Below are 17,981 nucleotides of genomic sequence, written 5' to 3'. Positions count from 1 at the left end.
GTGGTGTCCAAGAACGAAGAACAGCCTGAGCATTCCAGCGCATACGACGAAGCGGTGTCGGCCTTCGTCGAGCGGTTCGCCGCGGATCTCACCGAAGCCGGTATGCAGCGGATGGCCTCGCGCGTCTTCGCATGCCTTCTCGCCTCCGACTCCGGAGCACTCAGCTCCGCCGAGCTCGCCGAGCGGCTGCAGATCAGCCCGGCCGCGGTCTCCGGCGCGGTTCGCTATCTCGCCCAGGTCCATATGGTCACCCGCGAGCGCGTGCCCGGCTCCCGGCGCGAGCGCTACCGGGTGCACGCGGACGTCTGGTACGAGGCGCTGACCAACCGCGACGCCGTCATAGGCCGCTGGATGAGCACCTTCAAGGCGGGCATCGACGCCCTTGGCCCCGACACCCCCGCCGGTCACCGGCTGGCCGAGACGGCGGAGTTCTTCGAGTTCATGCGCAAGGAGCTCAGCTCTCTGATGGAGCGCTGGCACCAGCACCGGCTGGAGCAGCGGGGCTCCTCAGCTCCCGGGGACGGTCAGCCGGAGGGCTGACGGCGCCACCGTCCAGGTACGGGGATGGAAATCCGGCCCGGAAACGGTGACGGCCCGCGCCCGGGCCCGTACCAGCGAGGACCCGGACTTCTGGAACCCCACGGCCGCCCGCCGCACCACCACATCGGCCAGACCGCCGCCCGCACCCCCGGTCTGTGTCGACACGGACACCTCCGCCACCGGACTCCCCGGCTCCGCCAGCACCACCCCGTCCGCCTCCACCCGCAGCCGGGGCAGCAGCGGCGACGGTGGCCAGGACGGCCGTACCAGCGAGGCGCACCGGCTCAGCGCACCGCGTACCCCCGGCGGCCCCGAATGTCCCGGCTGCCCCGGCTGTCCCGGTGCCTTCCGGGCGGCCGGAATACGCAGTCCGCCCAGCACCACCGCGTCACAGTCGTCGACCAGCAGGTCAAGCCGCCGCTCCACCCCGGCCAGCACCGCCCGCGCCGCGGTCACCACATCCAGCGGCACGCCCAGCCCGTGGGCCAGCGCGACCGCCCCGGCCGCCCCCACCGGCACCACCGCCAGCGCGGCATCCGCCAGCGCCCGGTCCCGGTGCAGCAGCTCCACCGCGCACAGCAGTGCCCGGTCATCGCCGACCACCACCGGCTGCCGGCTGCCGCGCCGGGCGAGCGCCCGAGCGACATCCTCCCGGCCCTCGGGGAGGCACACTTTCGCGCCGGGCGCACCCGCGCACAGCACGTCCTTCGCGATCCGTACGGACTCGCCGTCTATGCGCCGGGCAGCCGGATCGACGACCACGAGCAGGTCTGGAGCCGACACCTTCGTCCTTCCTCAGGTAACCTCTCGGTGCAAGAGCCCCTGTCGCTGTTGCGCCAGGGGCTTCGTCTATCCGGGGCACCCGGTCCGCGGCTCTACGCACGTTGGACATGCCCCGCCCGGAAGGGGTGTACGCCTGTGCCCGCACTTGTGCTGCTCGGTGCTCAGTGGGGTGATGAGGGCAAGGGAAAGGCCACCGACCTGCTCGGCGGCTCCGTGGACTATGTGGTGCGCTTCCAGGGCGGCAACAACGCCGGCCACACGGTCGTCGTCGGCGACCAGAAATACGCGCTGCATCTCCTCCCCTCCGGGATCCTCTCCCCCGGCTGCACCCCGGTTATCGGCAATGGTGTCGTCGTCGACCCCGCGGTCCTGCTCTCCGAGCTGAGCGGGCTGCAGCAGCGTGGCGTCGACACCTCCAAGCTGCTGCTCAGTGGTAACGCGCACCTGATCACGCCGTACCACACCGAGGTCGACAAGGTGACGGAACGCTTCCTCGGAAAGCGCAAGATCGGCACCACGGGACGAGGTATCGGCCCGACCTACGCGGACAAGATCAACCGGGTGGGTATCCGGGTCCAGGACCTCTTCGACGAGTCGATCCTGCGGCAGAAGGTCGAGGCGGCCCTCGACTTCAAGAACCAGGTCCTCGCCAAGCTCTACAACCGCCGCTCGATCAAGCCGGAGCAGGTCGTCGAGGAGCTGCTGGGCTACGCCGACCAGCTGGCCGGCTGTGTCTGCGACACCACGCTGATCCTGAACAACGCCATCGACGACGGCAAGGTCGTCCTCTTCGAGGGCGGCCAGGGCACCCTGCTCGATGTCGACCACGGCACGTACCCCTTCGTCACCTCTTCCAACCCCACCGCGGGCGGCGCCTGCACGGGCGCGGGCGTGGGCCCGACGAAGATCAGCCGGGTCATCGGCATCCTCAAGGCGTACACCACCCGCGTCGGCGCCGGTCCGTTCCCCACCGAGCTCCTCGACAAGGACGGCGAGGCGCTGCGCACCATCGGCGGCGAGCGCGGCGTCACCACCGGCCGGGACCGCCGCTGCGGCTGGTTCGACGCGGTGATCGCCCGCTATGCGACCCGGGTCAACGGCCTCACCGACTTCTTTCTGACCAAGCTCGATGTGCTCACCGGCTGGGAGCAGATCCCGGTCTGTGTCGCCTACGAGATCGAGGGCAAGCGGGTCGAGGAGCTGCCGTACAGCCAGAGTGATTTCCATCACGCGAAGCCGGTCTATGAGTTCCTGCCGGGCTGGTCGGAGGACATCACCAAGGCGAAGTCCTTCTCCGACCTGCCGAAGAACGCCCAGGCCTACGTGAAGGCGCTGGAGGAGATGTCCGGCGCCCCGATCTCCGCGATCGGCGTCGGCCCCGGCCGCGACGAGACGATCCAGATCAACTCGTTCCTGGACTGACCCGTCCCCGGCACCCCTGGCGCAGGCTCACCGGCCCGCGCCAGGGGTGCCGGGGGTAGGCGTCCCCCAGCTACCTCCCCCAGGAGGTGCCCCGACCTTCCTGGCTGTACCGATACGCGTCTCCGCCGCGCGGCGGGGTTTCGCCTCGCTCCGCCCGGCTTCGGGCGTGCCGTGGGTGGGTGCCCCCGTATCCCGCCCCTTCCCGGAAACCGGGGCTTCGCCCCGGGGTTTGGCGGTGCGGGCCGGTGGCCGGTGTTGTGCCCACCCACAGCCCCTCGCGGGGCTGCGAGTGCCCACAGCACTGGGGGTCTGGGGGCCAAGCCCCAGTTTCGGGAAGGGGCGGGGCTGGGGAAAACCACCTCAGACCTCGACCCACAGCTCCCGCAGTCCCCGGATGACGTACCCCGACCGCCACTGCGGCTCCGCCGCGAGCCGCAGCGTCGGTGCCCGGCGGAGCAGCGCGCCGAAGGACGCGGCCAGCTCAACGCGGGCCAGCGGGGCACCCAGGCAGTAGTGGATGCCCGCACCGAAACTCAGGTGCGGGTTGTCCCGGCGCCCCAGATCCAGCCGGTCCGGGTCGGCGAACCGGGCCGGATCCCGGTTCGCCGAGCCGAAGAGCAGGGCGACCTCCGCGCCACGCGGAATTGTGGTCCCGCCCACCTCGATGTCATCCAGCACCCATCGCTCGAACATCTGCAGCGGCGTGTCAAAGCGCATCAGCTCCTCCACCGCCCCCGGCAGCAGCCCCGGGTCCGCCCGAAGCCGGGCCAGTTCGCCGGGGTTCCGGAAGAGGCTCCACCACCCATTTCCCGTGGTTCCCACCGTCGCCTCGTGCCCGGCGTTCAGCAGCAGCACGCAGGTGGAGATCATCTCCTGCTCGGAGAGCCGGTCCTCCGCATCGTGCGCGGCGATGAGCGCGCTGATCAGATCCTCGCCGGGCGCCCGGCGCCGTACAGCGATCAGTTCCCGCAGATACGCCGAGAACTCCTCGGAGGCCCGCACCGCCCGCCGCGCGGTCTCCTCCCGCGGATTCAGCTCGAACATCCCGCAGATATCCGCCGACCAGGGCCGCAGCAACGGCCGGTCCGCCACCGGAATACCGAGCATCTCGGCGATCACCGCCACCGGCAACGGCTCCGCGATCCGTTCGATCAGATCCCCACCGCCATCGGCCGCGAGGTCATCGACCAACCCCTCGGCCAGCCGCCGCACGGTGGGCGCCAGCCGCTCCACCGTCCTGGGCGTAAACGCCTTCCCGACCAGCCGCCGGATCCGGGTGTGGTCCGGCGGCTCCAGCTCAAGCAGCCCATGGTCGTTGAGGGTGTGGAACGGCTCCTGCCCGGCGGGCGGCGGAGTCTGGCCGAACTCCTCATGCGTAAACCGGTGCAGATACGTCCGCCCAAGCCGCCGGTCCCGCAGCAGGGCGCTGACATCCGCATAACGCGGGATCAACCACTGCTGGGACCGCTCAAACCAGTGCGCCCGCCCACGCTCCCGCAACGCCGCGTATGCGGGATACGGATCGGCGACGAACTCGGGCGACCACGGGTCGAATTCCGCACCAGATACGGCCTCGCTGCTCATGGCGCGACGCTAGACGCCCCAGCCCACCGCGCCAAGGGCGGCGCCGCCCGCCGCACGTTCGGGTGAAGATCACCGAGGACGGCACGCCATGGTTAACGCTTGCGTTAACTTCTGCCTCATGGCTCAATGGGAAGTGGTCCTGGTGGCAGAGGTAGCTGCCTGGTTCGACGCACTAGCGCAGGAGGACTGGAACAGCGCCGAGCAGGTAGAGGACGCAATCGAGAAGCTTGCTGCGACCGGACCCACTCTCGGTCGGCCGCTGGTAGACCGGATCAAGGGCTCGGAACAGCACCACATGAAGGAGCTACGTCCAGGGTCCGCCGGCGTCGCGGAGATCCGTATCCTCTTCGCCTTCGACCCTGTCCGCCGGGCAGTACTGCTCGTCGCTGGAGACAAAGCAGGTAACTGGAACGGGTGGTACGACGTCAATATCCCCATCGCCGAAAAGCGCTACCCCAGAGCCACCTCGCAGAGCTCGACACCCGGGAGTACGAATGAACACTGTCCGTTGGGAAGACGTGAAGCGACAGGTCTACGAGCGTCGAGAGGCAGCTGGGCTGCCCGTGCGTACCGCAGAAGAGAAGCGGGCCGCCATGGAGCGGCTGGACGCGGAGATCCGCGCCTACAAGCTCGCCGAGATCCGCCAGGACCAAGCTCTGACCCAGCGCGGGGTCGCGAAGACGATGGGTGTCTCGGCTCCCCGGGTCTCCGCCATAGAGCATGGCGAGATCGACCGCACTGAAGTGGCCACATTGCGCTCCTATGTCGAGGCACTCGGCGGCAAACTGCGGGTCGTGGCGGACTTCGGCGACACGGAGTACACCGTCGCCTGACGCAGGTGGTGACAGCACGGCGCGTGCGGAGTTACTGATTCCGGTATAACGCGGGATTGCCATCTCAACAGGCGGCAGCATATTTTCTGCCTACCTGAACTCCCTTTTCACGAAGGTCCGTTCCGTCCTTGTAAGGTGCGCGATGCGGGGCCGTGTGCGCGGAGGTTGACCTCCTCCCATTCCATGACGGCCACGCTCGTATCCATAGCCCACCGAACGGGGAAGTTCACTTGCGGATCACGCTCTTGCTGCACAATGCCTACGCCGTCGGCGGCACATCCCGGACCACATTTACCCTGGCCCGCTCGCTGGCCGAGCGGGGGCATGACGTGGAGCTGGTCTCGGTGTTCCGGCACCGGGAAACGCCTCAGCTCGCGGAGTTTCCCGGGATTCCGGTCACGCCGCTGGTGGACCGGCGAAAGGGGTCGGCCGATATGGCTGACCCGCTGTCGCGCGTACCGGGGAGTGTGTTCCCGAAGGGTGACAGCCGGGCTCATCAGTATCACCGGCTGGCTGAGCAGCGGATACTTGACTGGTTCGGGCGGGCCGAGAGCGACGTCGTCATTGGCACCCGGGCGGGGCTGAACGCGCTGCTCGCCCGGTTCGGCCCCCGGCAGGCGGTCCGTATCGGGCAGGAACATCTCACCCATGACGGCCATCCGCACCGGCTGCGGATTGAACTGCAGGAACATTACCGGGGGTTGGACGCGCTGGTCACCATGACGGAGGCCGATGCGCGCTGCCACCGTAGCGGAATGCATCTTTCCGGCACCCGGGTGCTGGCCATCCCCAACTCCGTGCCGAATCCGGATATTGCCCCGGCGGATGGCAGTGCGCGCATGGTCGTCGCCGCCGGGCGGATCGTGCGGACGAAACGGTACGGCATGCTCGTCGATGCCTTCGCGCGGGTCAGCCCGGACTTTCCCGACTGGACGCTGCGCATCTACGGGGAGGGAGAAGCGCGTAAGACCCTTGGCTCGTACATCCAGTGCCGGGGACTGCACAATCGGGTGCTGCTGATGGGGCCCGCCATACCCATTGAGGCCGAGTGGGTCAAGGGCTCGATCGCTGCGGTGACCTCCGCGCATGAGTCCTTCGGTATGACCATCGTCGAAGCGATGCGCTGCGGGCTTCCGGTTGTCAGCACCGACTGCCCGCATGGCCCGGCCGAGATTATCCAGGACCGGGAGAACGGACGGCTGGTGCCGCGCGACAACGTGGGCGCCTTCGCCGACGCGCTGCGTGAGCTGATGGGCGACCAGGAGCTGCGCACCCGTATGGGGCAGGCGGCACGGCAGCGGGCCACTGAACGGTTCGCGCCCGAGGAGGTCGCCGGGCGGTACGAGCGGCTTATCGGTGAGCTGGCAGCCGACCGGGCCGGGGATATGGCTCACGCCCCGGGCCTGGTGGGGCGGTTCCGGGTGCATGCCGCCACGTCCAGGCTGCTGGCGCGGGGGGCGTTGCGCCGCGCAGGCCGGGCGCTCACGCGCACCCGCGTGGAGAGAGGAATCCTGCTGTGATCGCCGACTGCCGTATCGCCGAGGACCGTGCGATGACCGTGCAGCTGCACAGGGACCGTACGGCCGTCGAGGGGGCGGAGCTGCTGCTTCGGCACCGCGGCCGTGCCACGGCGCAGCTGCGGCTGGCGTGCGAAACCGTGCTGGCGGACCTGGCAGGGCGCCCGGTCGCGCAGGGTGAGCGTGTTCAGGCCGTACTGCCGCCCGCCCCTGGGCTCTTGCGCGAGGGTCACTGGGACCTCCTCCTGGCCACCCCGGGCCAGGAGCCGCGACCGCTGTCCGGTGCGGGAGTGCTCGATACCCGGCAACTGCTGTCACCGCAGCGGGCGAACGGCCCCGGCCCGCTGCTGGTCCGGCTGCCCTACCGTACCGGCGACGGCACCCTGGCCCTGCGGGTATGGGAACGGGAGCGGCACGCCGAGGCGGGCGAGCTGCACGTGGCGGCGAACGGCACCCTGACCGTCAACGCCGCCCTGCACGGGTTCGCTGCGGATGCCGGTGCGGATGCCGGTGAGGCCACGCTTGAGCTGCGGCGCCGGGGCGAGGCGTCGGCGGGGGACGGCGGCGCTGAAGTCGAAGGGGAGCGGACTGGCGCGTATGCCTACCGGTTCACCGTCACCCCGGCGCAGTGGCGCGGCGGGGAGGGCGGCGAGGTCGTGTGGGATCTGTACGTACGGGTGGGTGAGACCGCTTGCCGACTGGGCCGGATCCTGGACGACATCCATGACAAGAAGCGGGTACTCACTCTCCCGTCGATGACCGTGCCGGTGGCGGGCAGCGGCACTCGCCGGTTGCAACTGCGCCCGTATTACACGGTGGAGAACAATCTGTCCGTGGTCACGCGCGGCGGATCATGTCCAGCAGGACATTGAAGGCCGGTTTGGTGGGGTGGAAGGGCGCGAAGTGGCCGGTGCCGGGGAGGAGCTGGAGGCGGGCGCCCCAGTTGTTGGCGTAGCGGCGGGAGAGCTCGATGGGGACGTCCAGGTCCGCCGTGCCGTGCACGACCTCCACCGGGACCCGGGGCAGCAGCCGCATGGGGTCGGCCTCCGGGAGCCGTTCGGCGACAAAAGCCTGGCCGCCGAGGAAGTCGGTTACCGCGCCGTCGCTGAGCCCCAGATCGTAGGCGCGGGAGAGGTCCGCGATGGGGGCCACCGCGATCACCCGGTCCGCCGCCCGGTCCCGTGTCGCCGCCGCCCAGAGCGCGAGCTGGCCGCCCGCGGAGTGGCCCAGCAGCACCTTGGGCGGGCCGCCGAGGTGGGTGAGGGCGGCCTCGATGTCCTCGGCGGTCTGCGGCCAGCCTCCCCCGCCACCCACGCGGCGGTACTCGACCAGTTCGACGGAGAAGCCCTGGGCGGCGAGCGCGGCGGCGAAGGGTGAGAGGTGGGTACGGTCGTAGGTCTCCCGCCAGTAGCCGCCGTGCAGCACGGTCACCCGGGGCCCGGACCCCTTCCCGTACCGGTCTATGACCTGGGAAGGGTGCTTCCCGTAGCTCTCCGTGCTCCCCGGCTCCACCGACGCCAGCTCCATCAGGGCCGACTGCTCCATCTGGCTCACGACACGACCTCCCCCAGTACCCGCGCGGCACGCTCCGCATCGGTGAATGAGGTGTACAGCGGGGTGAATCCAAAGCGCAAGACGTCCGGTTCGCGGAAGTCGCCGACGACGCGACGGGCGATCAGCTCGCCCATGACCCGCTTCGCGTCCGCACAGCGCAGGGAGATCTGGCTGCCGCGACGGGTGTGATCGGCCGGGGTGAGGGGGGCGACCCGTGCGGCGGGTGCGCTGGCCTCGACGCAGCGGAGGAAGAAGTCCGTGACGGCCAGCGACTTGGTGCGTACGGCTGCGATGTCCACGTCCTGCCACACCTCCAGCGCGGCTTCGAGCGCCAGCATGGAGAGGATGTCCGGCGTCCCGACCCGGCCCCGGGCCGGGCCCTCGGCAGGGGCGTAGTCGGGGGTCATGGCGAAGGGGTCGCGGTGGGAGTTCCAGCCGGGGAGCGGGGAGTCAAAGCGGGGCTGGTGCTCGCGGCGCACATAGAGATACGCGGGGGAGCCCGGGCCGCCGTTGAGGTACTTGTAGGTGCACCCGATGGCGAAGTCGATGCCGTGCTCGTCGAGGCCGACGGGGAGCGCGCCCGCGCTGTGGCACAGGTCCGCGACGAGATACGCGCCCGCGGCGTGGGTGGCGGCGGTGATGGCGGGCAGGTCGTAGAGCTCGCCGCTGCGGTAGTCGACATGGTTGACGAGGACGGCGGCGGTACGCGGGCCGACGGCCCCGGGCATCTCGGCGGGGGCTACGGGCCGTACGGTGCGGCCGGTCATCCGGGCGGCGGACTCGGCGATATAGCCGTCGGTGGGGAAGGTGGTGGCGTCGACCAGGATTTCGTCGCGGGAGCGGGAGCGGGAGCGAGAGCGAGAGTCCGCCGCCGCGAGACGTACGGCGGCTACGACGGCCTTGAAGACATTGACGGAGGTCGAGTCGCCCACCACGACCTGGCCGGGTGCCGCGCCGATCAGCGGTGCGATACGGTCCCCGATCCGCTCGGGCGCCTCCCACCAGCCGGACTCGGTCCAGGAGCGGATACGCAGCTCGCCCCACTCCCGGGCGATGACATCGGCGACCCGGTCGGGGACGGTGGCCGGGAGGGCGCCCAGGGAGTTGCCGTCGAGGTAGACGGTGGTCTCATCGAGCACGAAGCGGTCACGGACGCCGGCGAGCTGGTCGGCTGCGTCCAGCCACGCCGCCTCCGCACGCAGGCTCACTCCGGCAGGCAGGCCACTGCTCACCACAACCACCAACCTTTCGTCCACTTCGAAGCGGGGCCACCGCCCCAGACCCACACCTTTTCATCGTGCGCTCCACCGGGCTCGTAACCCAGCCCAACCCCGCAAGGCAACCCACCACCCACACCAGCCACGACGACTACGCCCACCCCGTGACGGGGTTCCTTCATCGTGCGCTTCCCCGGGCTCGTAACCGAGCCCAACCCCGCAAGGCAACCCACCACCCACACCAGCCAAGGCGACTACGCCCACCCCGTGACGGGGTTCCTAGACCTGGCTTCTCGCCGTCCACAGCTCCGGGAAGACGTTCTTGCTGGCACGTTTCTCCAGCCAGGCCACGCCCGCGGAGCCACCGGTCCCGGCCTTGGCGCCCATCGCGCGGCGGGTGGCGACCAAGTGGTCGTTACGCCAGCGCCACACCAGCTCGGCGACCTCGGTCAGCGCCTCGCCGAGGCGGGCGGGGCCGGTGTCGGGGTCACCGGCGTAGATACGGGCCCAGGCGGCCTCGACGTCCGGGTCGGGCTCATAGCGCTGGGTGATGTCGCGGCTCAGTACCCGCTCCGGGATACCGGCGCCCTGGCGGGCGAGATAGCCCAGCACCTCGTCGTAGAGGCTGGGCTCGTGCAGCGCCTTCTCCAGCTCATCGTGGACGCGCGGTGCGCCACGGTGCGGTACGAGCATCGACGCGGACTTCTCGCCAAGCAGGAATTCCATCCGGCGGTACATCGCCGACTGAAAGCCGGAGCCTTCGCCGAGGGCGGAGCGGTAGGAGTTGAACTGCGCGGGAGTGAGGTGGGCCAGCGGCTTCCAGGAAGCGTTGAGCGACTCCAGCTCGTAGGCGGAACGCTTCAGGGCTTCCAGCGCGGCGCGCAGGTCGTTTCTGCGCAGCGCCTGGGCGGCGGTCTGCCACTCATGCACGATGACGGTGAACCACAGCTCCATGACCTGCGTGGTCACCAGGAACACCATCTCTCCGGGGTCCTCGGAGAGCGGGTGCTGGAGGTGGGTGAGGACATCAGCCTGTACGTAGTCCTCGTAGGGGGTCGTACCTGCGAAATCCAGGTTCGGGGTCTCCGACATGGCTTCTCCTCAATGCCTCACCCGGGGTCACCGGGCTCTCCAGAGATCATCTCTGGCGGGCCCGGTGACGGCAAGGGCTCAGGACAGGGTCGCCGCCGCGGTGGGCGAGCTCTCCTTGAGGAAGGTGGAGCAGCGCTCGTACTCGTCCTGCTCGCCGATGGCCTGAGCGGCGCGGGCCAGGGCGTGCAGAGCGCGGAGGAAGCCGCGGTTCGGCTCGTGCTCGAACGGCACCGGGCCATGCCCCTTCCAGCCGCTGCGGCGGAGGGCGTCCAGCCCGCGGTGATAGCCGGTGCGGGCGTAGGCGTAGGACTCGACTGGACGCCCGGCCTCGAAGGCGTCGTCCGCGAGCTGGGCCCAGGCCAGGGAGGAGGTCGGGTATTTTGCGGCGACATCGGCGGGCGCGGCGCCCGACGCGAGCAGCTCGCGCGGCTCCGGGTCGTCGGGGAGGTGGGTCGGGGGCGGTCCCCCGAGGAGGTTCTCGTGAATGGCCATACGTCCAAGTGTGCCGTGCCGGGCAGGCGAAAGGGCCCGGCGGGTGCCGGACCCTTTCGCAATGCGGATATGTGCTTACTGCAGCGTGCTTACTTCAGCTTGGTGCCGGTGGCGCGCAGGTCGGCGCAGGCCTTCTGCACCCGCTCGGCCATGGAGGCCTCGGCGAGCTTGCCCCAGCTGCGCGGGTCGTAGGTCTTCTTGTTGCCGACCTCGCCGTCGACCTTCAGGACGCCGTCGTAGTTACGGAACATGTGGTCCGCGACCGGGCGGGTGAAGGCGTACTGGGTGTCCGTGTCCAGGTTCATCTTGACCACGCCGTTCTCCAGCGCGGTCGCGATCTCCTGCTCGGTGGAGCCGGAGCCGCCGTGGAAGACGAAGTCGAACGGGTTCTGCTTGCCGTGCTTGGCGGCGACGCCCTCCTGGAGGTCCTTGAGGAGCTCGGGGCGGAGGACGACATTGCCCGGCTTGTAGACGCCGTGGACATTGCCGAAGGAGGCGGCGAGCAGGTAGCGGCCCTTCTCGCCCAGGCCCAGCGCTTCGGCGGTACGCAGCGCGTCGTCGACGGTGGTGTACAGCTCGTCGTTGATCTCGTGGGTGACACCGTCTTCCTCACCACCGGTCGGGGTGATCTCGACCTCAAGGATGATCTTGGCGGCGGCGGCCGCGGCCAGCAGCTCCTGGCCGATCTCCAGGTTGTCCGCGAGCGTCTCGGCGGATCCGTCCCACATATGGGACTGGAAGAGCGGGTTCTGACCGGCGGCCACCCGTTCCCGGGAGACCTCGATCAGCGGGCGGACATAGCCGTCGAGCTTGTCCTTGGGGCAGTGGTCGGTGTGCAGGGCGATGTTCACCGGGTACTTCTTGGCGACGATGTGCGCGAACTCGGCCAGCGCGACCGCGCCGGTGACCATGTCCTTGCTGTACTGGCCGCCCAGGAACTCCGCACCACCGGTGGAGATCTGAACGATGCCGTCGCTCTCGGCCTCGGCGAAGCCCCGCAGTGCCGCATGCAGGGTCTGAGTCGAGGTGACGTTGATGGCCGGGTAGGCGAACTTGCCTGCCTTCGCCCGGTCGAGCATCTCGTTATAGACCTCGGGGGTTGCGATGGGCATCTGTCCGCTCCTTGTGAGATGTGCGGGTGTGCGTATGGGTGCGAGCTGGGCCCTGACCTTGGGGCGACGTCATCGTCAAACCCATCTTCCCAGACGCGCTCGGATGCTCCAGTCCGCCTGGATTCCCCGGTTCGCCAAGGCACGGGCGGGCGCGCCAGCGGTTTCACGTGAAACCGCTGGCCGGACCCGGTCAGGCCAGGTCGAGGGCCTTGAGGTCGTAGGCGTAGCGGTACTCCAGGCCCGCCTCCGCCATGGCCCGCGCCGCGCTCCGCTCCACGATCGTGGCGACCGCGACGACCTCAGCGCCCGCCTCCCGGGCGGCCTCCACGGCGGTCAGGGGTGAGCCCCCGGTGGTCGAGGTGTCCTCGACGATCAGCACTCGACGGCCCTTGATGTCCGGTCCCTCGATCCGCCGCTGCAGCCCGTGCGCCTTGCCCGCCTTCCGTACGACGAAGGCGTCCAGCCGCTGTCCGCGAGCGGCGGCGGCGTGCAGCATCGAGGCGGCCACCGGGTCGGCGCCCAGCGTGAGCCCACCGACCGCGTCATAGTCCAGATCGGCGGTCAGGTCGAGCATGACCTGACCGGTCAGCGGTGCGGCCTCGCCATCGAGGGTGATCCGGCGCAGATCGACATAGAAGTCCGCCTCCGCCCCGGAGGAGAGGGTCACCTTGCCGTGCACCACGGCCTTTTCCTTGATCTGCCGCAGCAGCTCAGCACGAACGTCGCTCATGGGAATGAGCCTAAGCCAGGACCTTCCATGACCATGTCGTGGCAATCTCCAGCGGCTCGATGGGGGTGACCAGCCGGGGATCCGTATTGAGCCCGTTGGGCGGGCCGGACTGCGGCTCGACGCAGACGGCGGTCTCCTGCTTGTCGTAGATCACGACCCACTCGGCGGACCGGCTGACGACCTTGAGCTCCAGCTCCCCGGGCCAGGTGAGGGTGACATCGACGCCGTCCGGCATACCGAAACAGTCGTCCCAGGGGCCGGGCCGCGGGTCGATCCGTCTGCCCGTGGGCAGCTCGTCGTCGCCGCGCTCCTCCTGCCACTCGGGGCTGAAGTCAATGCGGACGTCCTGGCCTCCCTGGCCCAGGTTCCGCAGGAACCAGGGGTGCCAGCCCACCTGGGCGGGGAAGGAGTCGCCGATCGTCTCCACGCCCAGGGCGAGCGTCACACCGCCGCCGTCCTCGGCCACCTCGATGACCTGGGTGACCGTGCCGGGCCAGGGCCAGGGGTCGGCCATGCCCAGCTCATAGGTGAAGGCCGCGGATCTTTCGTTCATCCGTACGGTCTGCCAGGCGGCGGCGCGGGCGAGGCCGTGCATGGCGTGTGGGCCGTCGGTGACCGGCAGGTGGTACGTCTCGCCGCCGTTGACCACGCGGCCTCGGTCGGTGCGGCCGCACCAGGGCACCATCACGAAGGAGCCGTACTTCTCGCCTTGCCGCAGCAGCTCGGTGCCGCGCACCTTCAGCGAGGCGATTCGGCAGCCGTGGGCGGGCTCGATGGTGAGCTCGGTTTCTGCGGCTGCGAGGTGGACTTGGGTTGTGTGGGTGGTCACGTAACGAGCGTAGGCGGTATGGGGCCGCCGTGCGGCGGCGCCACGTAGCGGGGTGCCGCCCTGGCTGCGGGGCTCCGCCCGGCTGCGGGGCTCCGCCTGGCTGCGGGGTTGCCGTGGGTGGGTTTCCCCAATTCCCGCCCCTTCCCGTAACCGGGGCTTCGCCCCGGGCCCCGGGGTTTGCCGGTGCGCTCCGGTGGCCGGTGTTGTGCCCACCCGTTCCGCCCCTCGGGCGGACCGAGTGCCCACAACACCTCGGGGTCTGGGGGCGTCAGCCCCCAGTTTCGGGGGACTTGCCCCCGGGTGGGTTACCGGCGGCGGCGGAGGGCTCGGCTTACTACTACCGCGGTGGCCAGTGCCAGGGCGGCCGCAGGGGCCGCCCAGCGCAGTGTGGCGGTGGTGGAGCTGGTCTCGGGCGCGGGAACCGGCGCGTAACGGCCGCGCGGCGGTGCGTGGTCCACCTCTTCCGCGCTGCGCCCGATCATGGTCCGCCGGGCATGCGCCGCTTCCGCGGACGGCTCCGTGGCAGCCTCCGGGGACGGGATCCCGGGGATGGCCCGCTCGTTGTCATCGGCGGGTGTGTCCACCGCCAGACTCTCCGCGAACGCCGTACCGAAACGGTCCAGCAGCCGCCGCCCCACGGCCAGCGCCTGCTTGTCCTCGAACTCCGCGATCCGCCCCTCGCCCCGCACCGTCCCGGAGCACGCCAGCACCGTGCCCTGACCGTCCTCGGCGTCCCGCGGCACCACCGTGAGCGCGAGCTTCACCGATCCGCTGCCCCGCGCCTCGGTGCCTTCGCCCGCTACGGCGAAACCGTTCTCCCGCTCGGTCAGGCTCAGGACACCGCGATACGTAATGGTGGAGCCCCCGATCCGGACCCGCAGCCGCCCTTCGACCGCACCACTGTCCTCGGCCGCATCACCCTGGGCGTCCAGCTGCAACCCCGGCACACAGCGCACCACGCGCTCCGGCTCAGCGAGCGCGGCGCGCACGGAACCGACAGGGAACGGAACGTACATCTCATGCTCCATGGGGCGGAGCCTACCCACGACTCCTGTGACATGTCCCCAGTCGTGGGCATTCCACCGCGCGTCACCCCAGATAGCGGGGGTGCATCAGCGTCGAGGGCGGCAGGTCCGGCATCCGCTGGCGTTCGGCCGCGATGGCCGCACGGTGCAGGTCGGGTTCGGTGAGAGCCTTGGGGCGGGCGTCGCCCGGCGGGAGGGTGAGGGGTGGTGCGGTGCCGGGGGCGGCGAGGAGGAAGCCCCAGTCGGTACGGCGGTCAGTGGGATGTACGCCGGGGGCGTGCTGGTTCTGGGAACGGTCGGGGCCCGAGGTGAAGCCGGAAACCCGGCCGTCGACGGCGTACGGGGTGGGGTGCAGACCGGCCGTACGGAGGGTCGCGTCGACCGTCCAGAAGGCTCGGCGGTCGGTAACCGGCGAGCCCGCGTGCACGGCGACCCGGCCATCGTCGGCCAGGGAGCGGCGGACCAGGCCGTAGAACTCCTGGGAGTACAGCTTGGTGCTGGCGGTGATCCGGGGGTCCGGGAGGCCGGAGATGATGACGTCATACGGAGCTTCGCCCGGGCCGGGCCCACCACGCAGCCAGTGGAAGGCGTCCGCGGTCTCGATCCGGACCCGGGGGTCGTCCAGGGAGCCCTCATTGAGGGCGCTCAACGGGGGATCGGTACGGGCCAGTTCGATGACGCCCGGGTCAATATCGACAACGGTCACGGCCCGTACGTCGTCGTAGCGAAGCACTTCGCGCAGGGCGAGCCCATCGCCGCCGCCCAGGATGAGCACCCGGGCGTGCGGCCCCGAGGCCATCGCGGGGTGGACGAGCGCCTGGTGATAGCGGGCCTCATCCGCGCTGCACACCCGTAGCCGGCCGTCGATGAACAGCTCGAGGCCATGCGGACGGTGCTCACCCGGCTCGCCATCACCCCGGCCCTCGGTGAGCACGATCTCCTGGACATCGGTCCACATCGCGACCCGTACATCGCCGCCGTACACCGCGCGCCGCGCCGCCTCCTCAAAGCTCCCGGCGAACGCGGCGGCCGCGGCGAGCAGCACTACCACCCCGATGTTGACCACCAGCAGCGCACCCCGGCAGAAGGCGCTGAGATCGTGCCGGAAGAGCCACAGCACCACGACACCGCCCGCCACCGTGTTCACCACGCCGACCAGCAGCGCACCGGTGAGCTGACCGAGGAAGGGCAGGAGGAGGAAGGGAAACGCCAGACCGCCGACGAGCGCGCCGACATAGTCGGCGGCGAAGAGATCGGCGACCGCGCCGCCCGCGTCCTGGGCGCGGACGCGCTGGATGAGGGTCATCAGCAGCGGCATCTCGGCGCCGATGAGCACCCCGATGGCGAGGGAGAAGCCGACGAGCGCGATACGCGATTCCCCGAACCAGGCGAAGCACGCGTACAGCGCCATAGCGGAAACGCCGCCGATGAGCGCGAGCAGCGCCTCAATAAAGCCAAAGCCCGCTGCCGCGCGGTAGCACAATCGTTTCGCGAGGAGTGAGCCGATGCCCATGGCGAAGACCATCACGGAGAGCACGATGGATGCCTGGGTCACCGAGTCGCCGACCAAGTACGAGGCCAGGGCGACAAGTTCGAGCTCGTATACGAGACCGCAGGCGGCGCAGATAAAGACAGAGCCCAGGACGAGAAGGCGGCCGAGTCCAGGCGGCACCGGCAGCTGCGCGGGTGCCACATCCGACCCGTGATCTGGCTGCTGCGCCACCGGTGCGGACACGGGCTGGTCGATCATGGGTGAACGCTACGTGACACTAATCGTCCATCAAGTCACCCACAGGAGTGGAATTTTCAGGGGGCTCGGTACACCGAGTAACGGCGTACTAGGCCTGGGCCTCCCCCGGGGTGGATATGCCCACCCGGGTGCGGGTCGCGACCAGCCGCCCTTCCTGCGGATAGGAGTGCCAGGTACGCCAGCACACCTGGCCCTTCATGCGCTGCACGAGAAGCGCGGTGAACGCGTTCGGGCTGCCGGGGAAGGTCCCGGCGAGGCCATGGGGGTGATCGGCGACCAGCGCCAGCAGCTCCTGGGCACGGCCCGCGAAGCAACCGTGGGAAAGGGTTTCAACGCGCGCGGCGAACTCATAGTCCAAGGTGCCGAGCCGCTTGGAGACGCCTACCGGCAGCGGAGTGCTGCTGCCGGGCATACAGGCCACGGTCTCAGAACAGACTCCGTTCTCCTCTTCGAGCAGTACCTGATGGGAGGCGCCAAGCAGCCGCAACTGCACCTTGGCGCCGGAGAGTTCCAGGTCGAGCGCTGCCAGCGAGGGCAGTGGTTCCCGGCCGAGCGCCCAGGCGAGGTCGCCGGCTCGGGTGTCGGTGTAGGCAGTTTTGAGAGTGGTGAGCATGGGTCGGCTCCGCAAAGCACACAGTGTGGAGGTTCGGGACTCTTCGTTCGCCGGCTCGTGCCCACGTGGGGTCCGGATACGGCTTTACCGAATCATGATTCGTGCCAAGTCCACAGCGGTTTTACCCAACTCCGCTGGGGTTCCATACCGGCGAGGGCCGAACTGGTCATATGTTCAACGAGCGCCCACCACTTGGGTAATGCGGGTCAGCAACCGCCCCCGCCACCTCCGCCGTCGCCGCCGGCGCAGGAGCCGCCGTCTCCCCCGCCGGAGAAGCCCCCACCCCCGCCCCCAGCGCCCCAGTAGCCGCCACTGGACGATCCGCCGCGCCAAGAGCTACGCCCCCCACCGCTGGTGGACACGGCCCCTACGAGCCATCTCACCAGGGCCGCCACAACGACCAAACCGACGACGATGATGATGAATCCGAATTCCCCCATTGCACTTCCCCCTGTGTTGTGCCGTCAGATGCGCTGTGTCACGTGTGCCGGGCTGGTTCCCCGGCCCGGCCGGTCTCAAAGCGGAGTTGAGGAAGTTCAGAGGTTCACCACCACAGACTGAACGAGATCGTGATGGCGTCCCGTATCACGGTGCGGCTCCGGGGTGGCCGGGGTGGGGGTGTCCCCGTATCCCGCCCCTTCCCGGCTGTACCGATGTGCGGCTGCCGCCGCGCGGCGGGGCTTCGCCCGGCTGCGGGGGTGCCGTGGTGGGTTTCCCCGTATCCCGCCCCTTCCCGGAAACCGGGGCGTAGCCCCGGGCCCCGGGGTGGCCGGTGCGGCTCCGGTGGCCGGGGTTGTGCCCACCCTCCCCCAGCTACCGCTGGGAGGTGCCCCCACGCCCAGCGGAACGACTGCCCACAACACTGTGGGGGTCTGGGGGCGCAAGCCC

The 17,981-nt window shown here is 69.8% G+C and carries 17 protein-coding genes and 1 pseudogene; 6 read left to right on the top strand and 12 right to left on the bottom strand.

Going from position 1 to position 17,981, the window contains the following annotated elements:
* Nucleotides 1-3: 3 nt before the first annotated feature.
* Entirely contained in the window at nucleotides 4-540 is a 537-nt protein-coding gene (locus test1122_RS14000) for a GbsR/MarR family transcriptional regulator (protein ID WP_232269510.1), read from the top strand.
* On the opposite strand, the gene test1122_RS13995 is transcribed toward test1122_RS14000, so the two are convergent.
* Complete coding sequence (locus test1122_RS13995) at nucleotides 508-1,323, bottom strand: diacylglycerol kinase (RefSeq protein WP_232269509.1); 816 nt, start codon at nucleotides 1,321-1,323, stop codon at nucleotides 508-510. The two genes, test1122_RS14000 and test1122_RS13995, sit on opposite strands and share 33 nt — an antisense overlap.
* 135 nt (nucleotides 1,324-1,458) lie before the next feature.
* Between test1122_RS13995 and test1122_RS13990 the strand changes: the two genes are divergently transcribed.
* Entirely contained in the window at nucleotides 1,459-2,745 is a 1,287-nt protein-coding gene (locus test1122_RS13990) for an adenylosuccinate synthase (RefSeq protein ID WP_232269508.1), read from the top strand.
* Nucleotides 2,746-3,105: 360 nt separating this feature from the next.
* Here test1122_RS13990 and test1122_RS13985 read toward each other — a convergent pair whose 3' ends face one another.
* Complete coding sequence (locus test1122_RS13985) at nucleotides 3,106-4,329, bottom strand: cytochrome P450 (RefSeq protein ID WP_232269507.1); 1,224 nt, start codon at nucleotides 4,327-4,329, stop codon at nucleotides 3,106-3,108.
* 88 nt (nucleotides 4,330-4,417) lie between these two features.
* Between test1122_RS13985 and test1122_RS13980 the strand changes: the two are divergent.
* The 4 genes and pseudogenes from test1122_RS13980 to test1122_RS13965 all read left to right on the top strand — a co-directional run.
* Nucleotides 4,418-4,723: pseudogene (locus test1122_RS13980) on the top strand (type II toxin-antitoxin system RelE/ParE family toxin); the annotation flags it as partial.
* Between the two features lie 100 nt (nucleotides 4,724-4,823).
* On the top strand, nucleotides 4,824-5,162 hold the full coding sequence (locus tag test1122_RS13975; RefSeq protein WP_232269506.1) for an XRE family transcriptional regulator: 339 nt from the start codon (nucleotides 4,824-4,826) through the stop codon (nucleotides 5,160-5,162).
* Nucleotides 5,163-5,392: 230 nt separating this feature from the next.
* Nucleotides 5,393-6,682, top strand: coding sequence for a glycosyltransferase family 4 protein (locus test1122_RS13970; protein ID WP_232269505.1), 1,290 nt, complete (start codon nucleotides 5,393-5,395; stop codon nucleotides 6,680-6,682).
* The gene (locus tag test1122_RS13965; RefSeq protein ID WP_232269504.1) at nucleotides 6,679-7,551 is read left to right on the top strand and encodes a hypothetical protein; all 873 of its coding nucleotides are present in this window, start codon (nucleotides 6,679-6,681) and stop codon (nucleotides 7,549-7,551) included. Before test1122_RS13970 ends, test1122_RS13965 begins: the two co-directional genes overlap by 4 nt.
* On the opposite strand, the gene test1122_RS13960 is transcribed toward test1122_RS13965, so the two are convergent.
* The 10 genes from test1122_RS13960 to test1122_RS13915 all read right to left on the bottom strand — a co-directional run bounded on the left by test1122_RS13960 (nucleotide 7,517) and on the right by test1122_RS13915 (nucleotide 17,093).
* On the bottom strand, nucleotides 7,517-8,224 hold the full coding sequence (locus test1122_RS13960; protein ID WP_232271900.1) for an alpha/beta hydrolase family protein: 708 nt from the start codon (nucleotides 8,222-8,224) through the stop codon (nucleotides 7,517-7,519). The two genes, test1122_RS13965 and test1122_RS13960, sit on opposite strands and share 35 nt — an antisense overlap.
* Before the next feature lie 5 nt (nucleotides 8,225-8,229).
* Complete coding sequence (kynU, locus tag test1122_RS13955) at nucleotides 8,230-9,465, bottom strand: kynureninase (RefSeq protein WP_232269503.1); 1,236 nt, start codon at nucleotides 9,463-9,465, stop codon at nucleotides 8,230-8,232.
* A 264-nt stretch (nucleotides 9,466-9,729) separates the two neighbouring features.
* Complete coding sequence (locus test1122_RS13950; protein ID WP_232269502.1) at nucleotides 9,730-10,542, bottom strand: tryptophan 2,3-dioxygenase family protein; 813 nt, start codon at nucleotides 10,540-10,542, stop codon at nucleotides 9,730-9,732.
* Nucleotides 10,543-10,620: 78 nt separating this feature from the next.
* On the bottom strand, nucleotides 10,621-11,034 hold the full coding sequence (locus test1122_RS13945; RefSeq protein ID WP_232269501.1) for a DUF3151 domain-containing protein: 414 nt from the start codon (nucleotides 11,032-11,034) through the stop codon (nucleotides 10,621-10,623).
* A gap of 89 nt (nucleotides 11,035-11,123) precedes the next feature.
* Complete coding sequence (fbaA, locus tag test1122_RS13940) at nucleotides 11,124-12,146, bottom strand: class II fructose-bisphosphate aldolase (protein ID WP_232269500.1); 1,023 nt, start codon at nucleotides 12,144-12,146, stop codon at nucleotides 11,124-11,126.
* 190 nt (nucleotides 12,147-12,336) lie between these two features.
* Nucleotides 12,337-12,876: an orotate phosphoribosyltransferase gene (gene pyrE / locus test1122_RS13935; protein ID WP_232269499.1), complete on the bottom strand. Its 540-nt coding sequence runs from the start codon at nucleotides 12,874-12,876 to the stop codon at nucleotides 12,337-12,339.
* A 10-nt stretch (nucleotides 12,877-12,886) separates the two neighbouring features.
* Nucleotides 12,887-13,705 carry an aldose epimerase family protein gene (locus test1122_RS13930; protein WP_232269498.1) on the bottom strand — a complete coding sequence of 273 codons (819 nt, stop codon included), beginning with the start codon at nucleotides 13,703-13,705 and terminating at the stop codon, nucleotides 12,887-12,889.
* A gap of 305 nt (nucleotides 13,706-14,010) precedes the next feature.
* The gene (locus test1122_RS13925; protein ID WP_232269497.1) at nucleotides 14,011-14,733 is read right to left on the bottom strand and encodes an SRPBCC family protein; all 723 of its coding nucleotides are present in this window, start codon (nucleotides 14,731-14,733) and stop codon (nucleotides 14,011-14,013) included.
* 61 nt (nucleotides 14,734-14,794) lie between these two features.
* Entirely contained in the window at nucleotides 14,795-16,480 is a 1,686-nt protein-coding gene (locus test1122_RS13920) for a polyamine aminopropyltransferase (RefSeq protein ID WP_232269496.1), read from the bottom strand.
* Nucleotides 16,481-16,568: 88 nt separating this feature from the next.
* On the bottom strand, nucleotides 16,569-17,093 hold the full coding sequence (locus test1122_RS13915) for a DUF2617 family protein (RefSeq protein ID WP_232269495.1): 525 nt from the start codon (nucleotides 17,091-17,093) through the stop codon (nucleotides 16,569-16,571).
* Between the last annotated feature and the right edge of the window lie 888 nt (nucleotides 17,094-17,981).

Origin of the sequence: Streptomyces gobiensis, assembly GCF_021216675.1 — a bacterium.
GTDB lineage: Bacteria > Actinomycetota > Actinomycetes > Streptomycetales > Streptomycetaceae > Streptomyces > Streptomyces gobiensis.
This window is presented reverse-complemented; position numbering and strand designations above follow the sequence as displayed.

Bases quoted from the DNA above. Each gene is read 5' to 3' on its own strand.
- test1122_RS13925 (WP_232269497.1), bottom strand. From the start codon at position 14,733: ATGGAGCATGAGATGTACGTTCCGTTCCCTGTCGGTTCCGTGCGCGCC.
- test1122_RS13950 (WP_232269502.1), bottom strand. From the start codon at position 10,542: ATGTCGGAGACCCCGAACCTGGATTTCGCAGGTACGACCCCCTACGAG.
- test1122_RS13945 (WP_232269501.1), bottom strand. From the start codon at position 11,034: ATGGCCATTCACGAGAACCTCCTCGGGGGACCGCCCCCGACCCACCTC.
- test1122_RS13985 (WP_232269507.1), bottom strand. From the start codon at position 4,329: ATGAGCAGCGAGGCCGTATCTGGTGCGGAATTCGACCCGTGGTCGCCC.
- test1122_RS13915 (WP_232269495.1), bottom strand. From the start codon at position 17,093: ATGCTCACCACTCTCAAAACTGCCTACACCGACACCCGAGCCGGCGAC.
- pyrE (WP_232269499.1), bottom strand. From the start codon at position 12,876: ATGAGCGACGTTCGTGCTGAGCTGCTGCGGCAGATCAAGGAAAAGGCC.
- test1122_RS13960 (WP_232271900.1), bottom strand. From the start codon at position 8,224: ATGGAGCAGTCGGCCCTGATGGAGCTGGCGTCGGTGGAGCCGGGGAGC.
- fbaA (WP_232269500.1), bottom strand. From the start codon at position 12,146: ATGCCCATCGCAACCCCCGAGGTCTATAACGAGATGCTCGACCGGGCG.
- test1122_RS13920 (WP_232269496.1), bottom strand. From the start codon at position 16,480: ATGATCGACCAGCCCGTGTCCGCACCGGTGGCGCAGCAGCCAGATCAC.
- test1122_RS13975 (WP_232269506.1), top strand. From the start codon at position 4,824: ATGAACACTGTCCGTTGGGAAGACGTGAAGCGACAGGTCTACGAGCGT.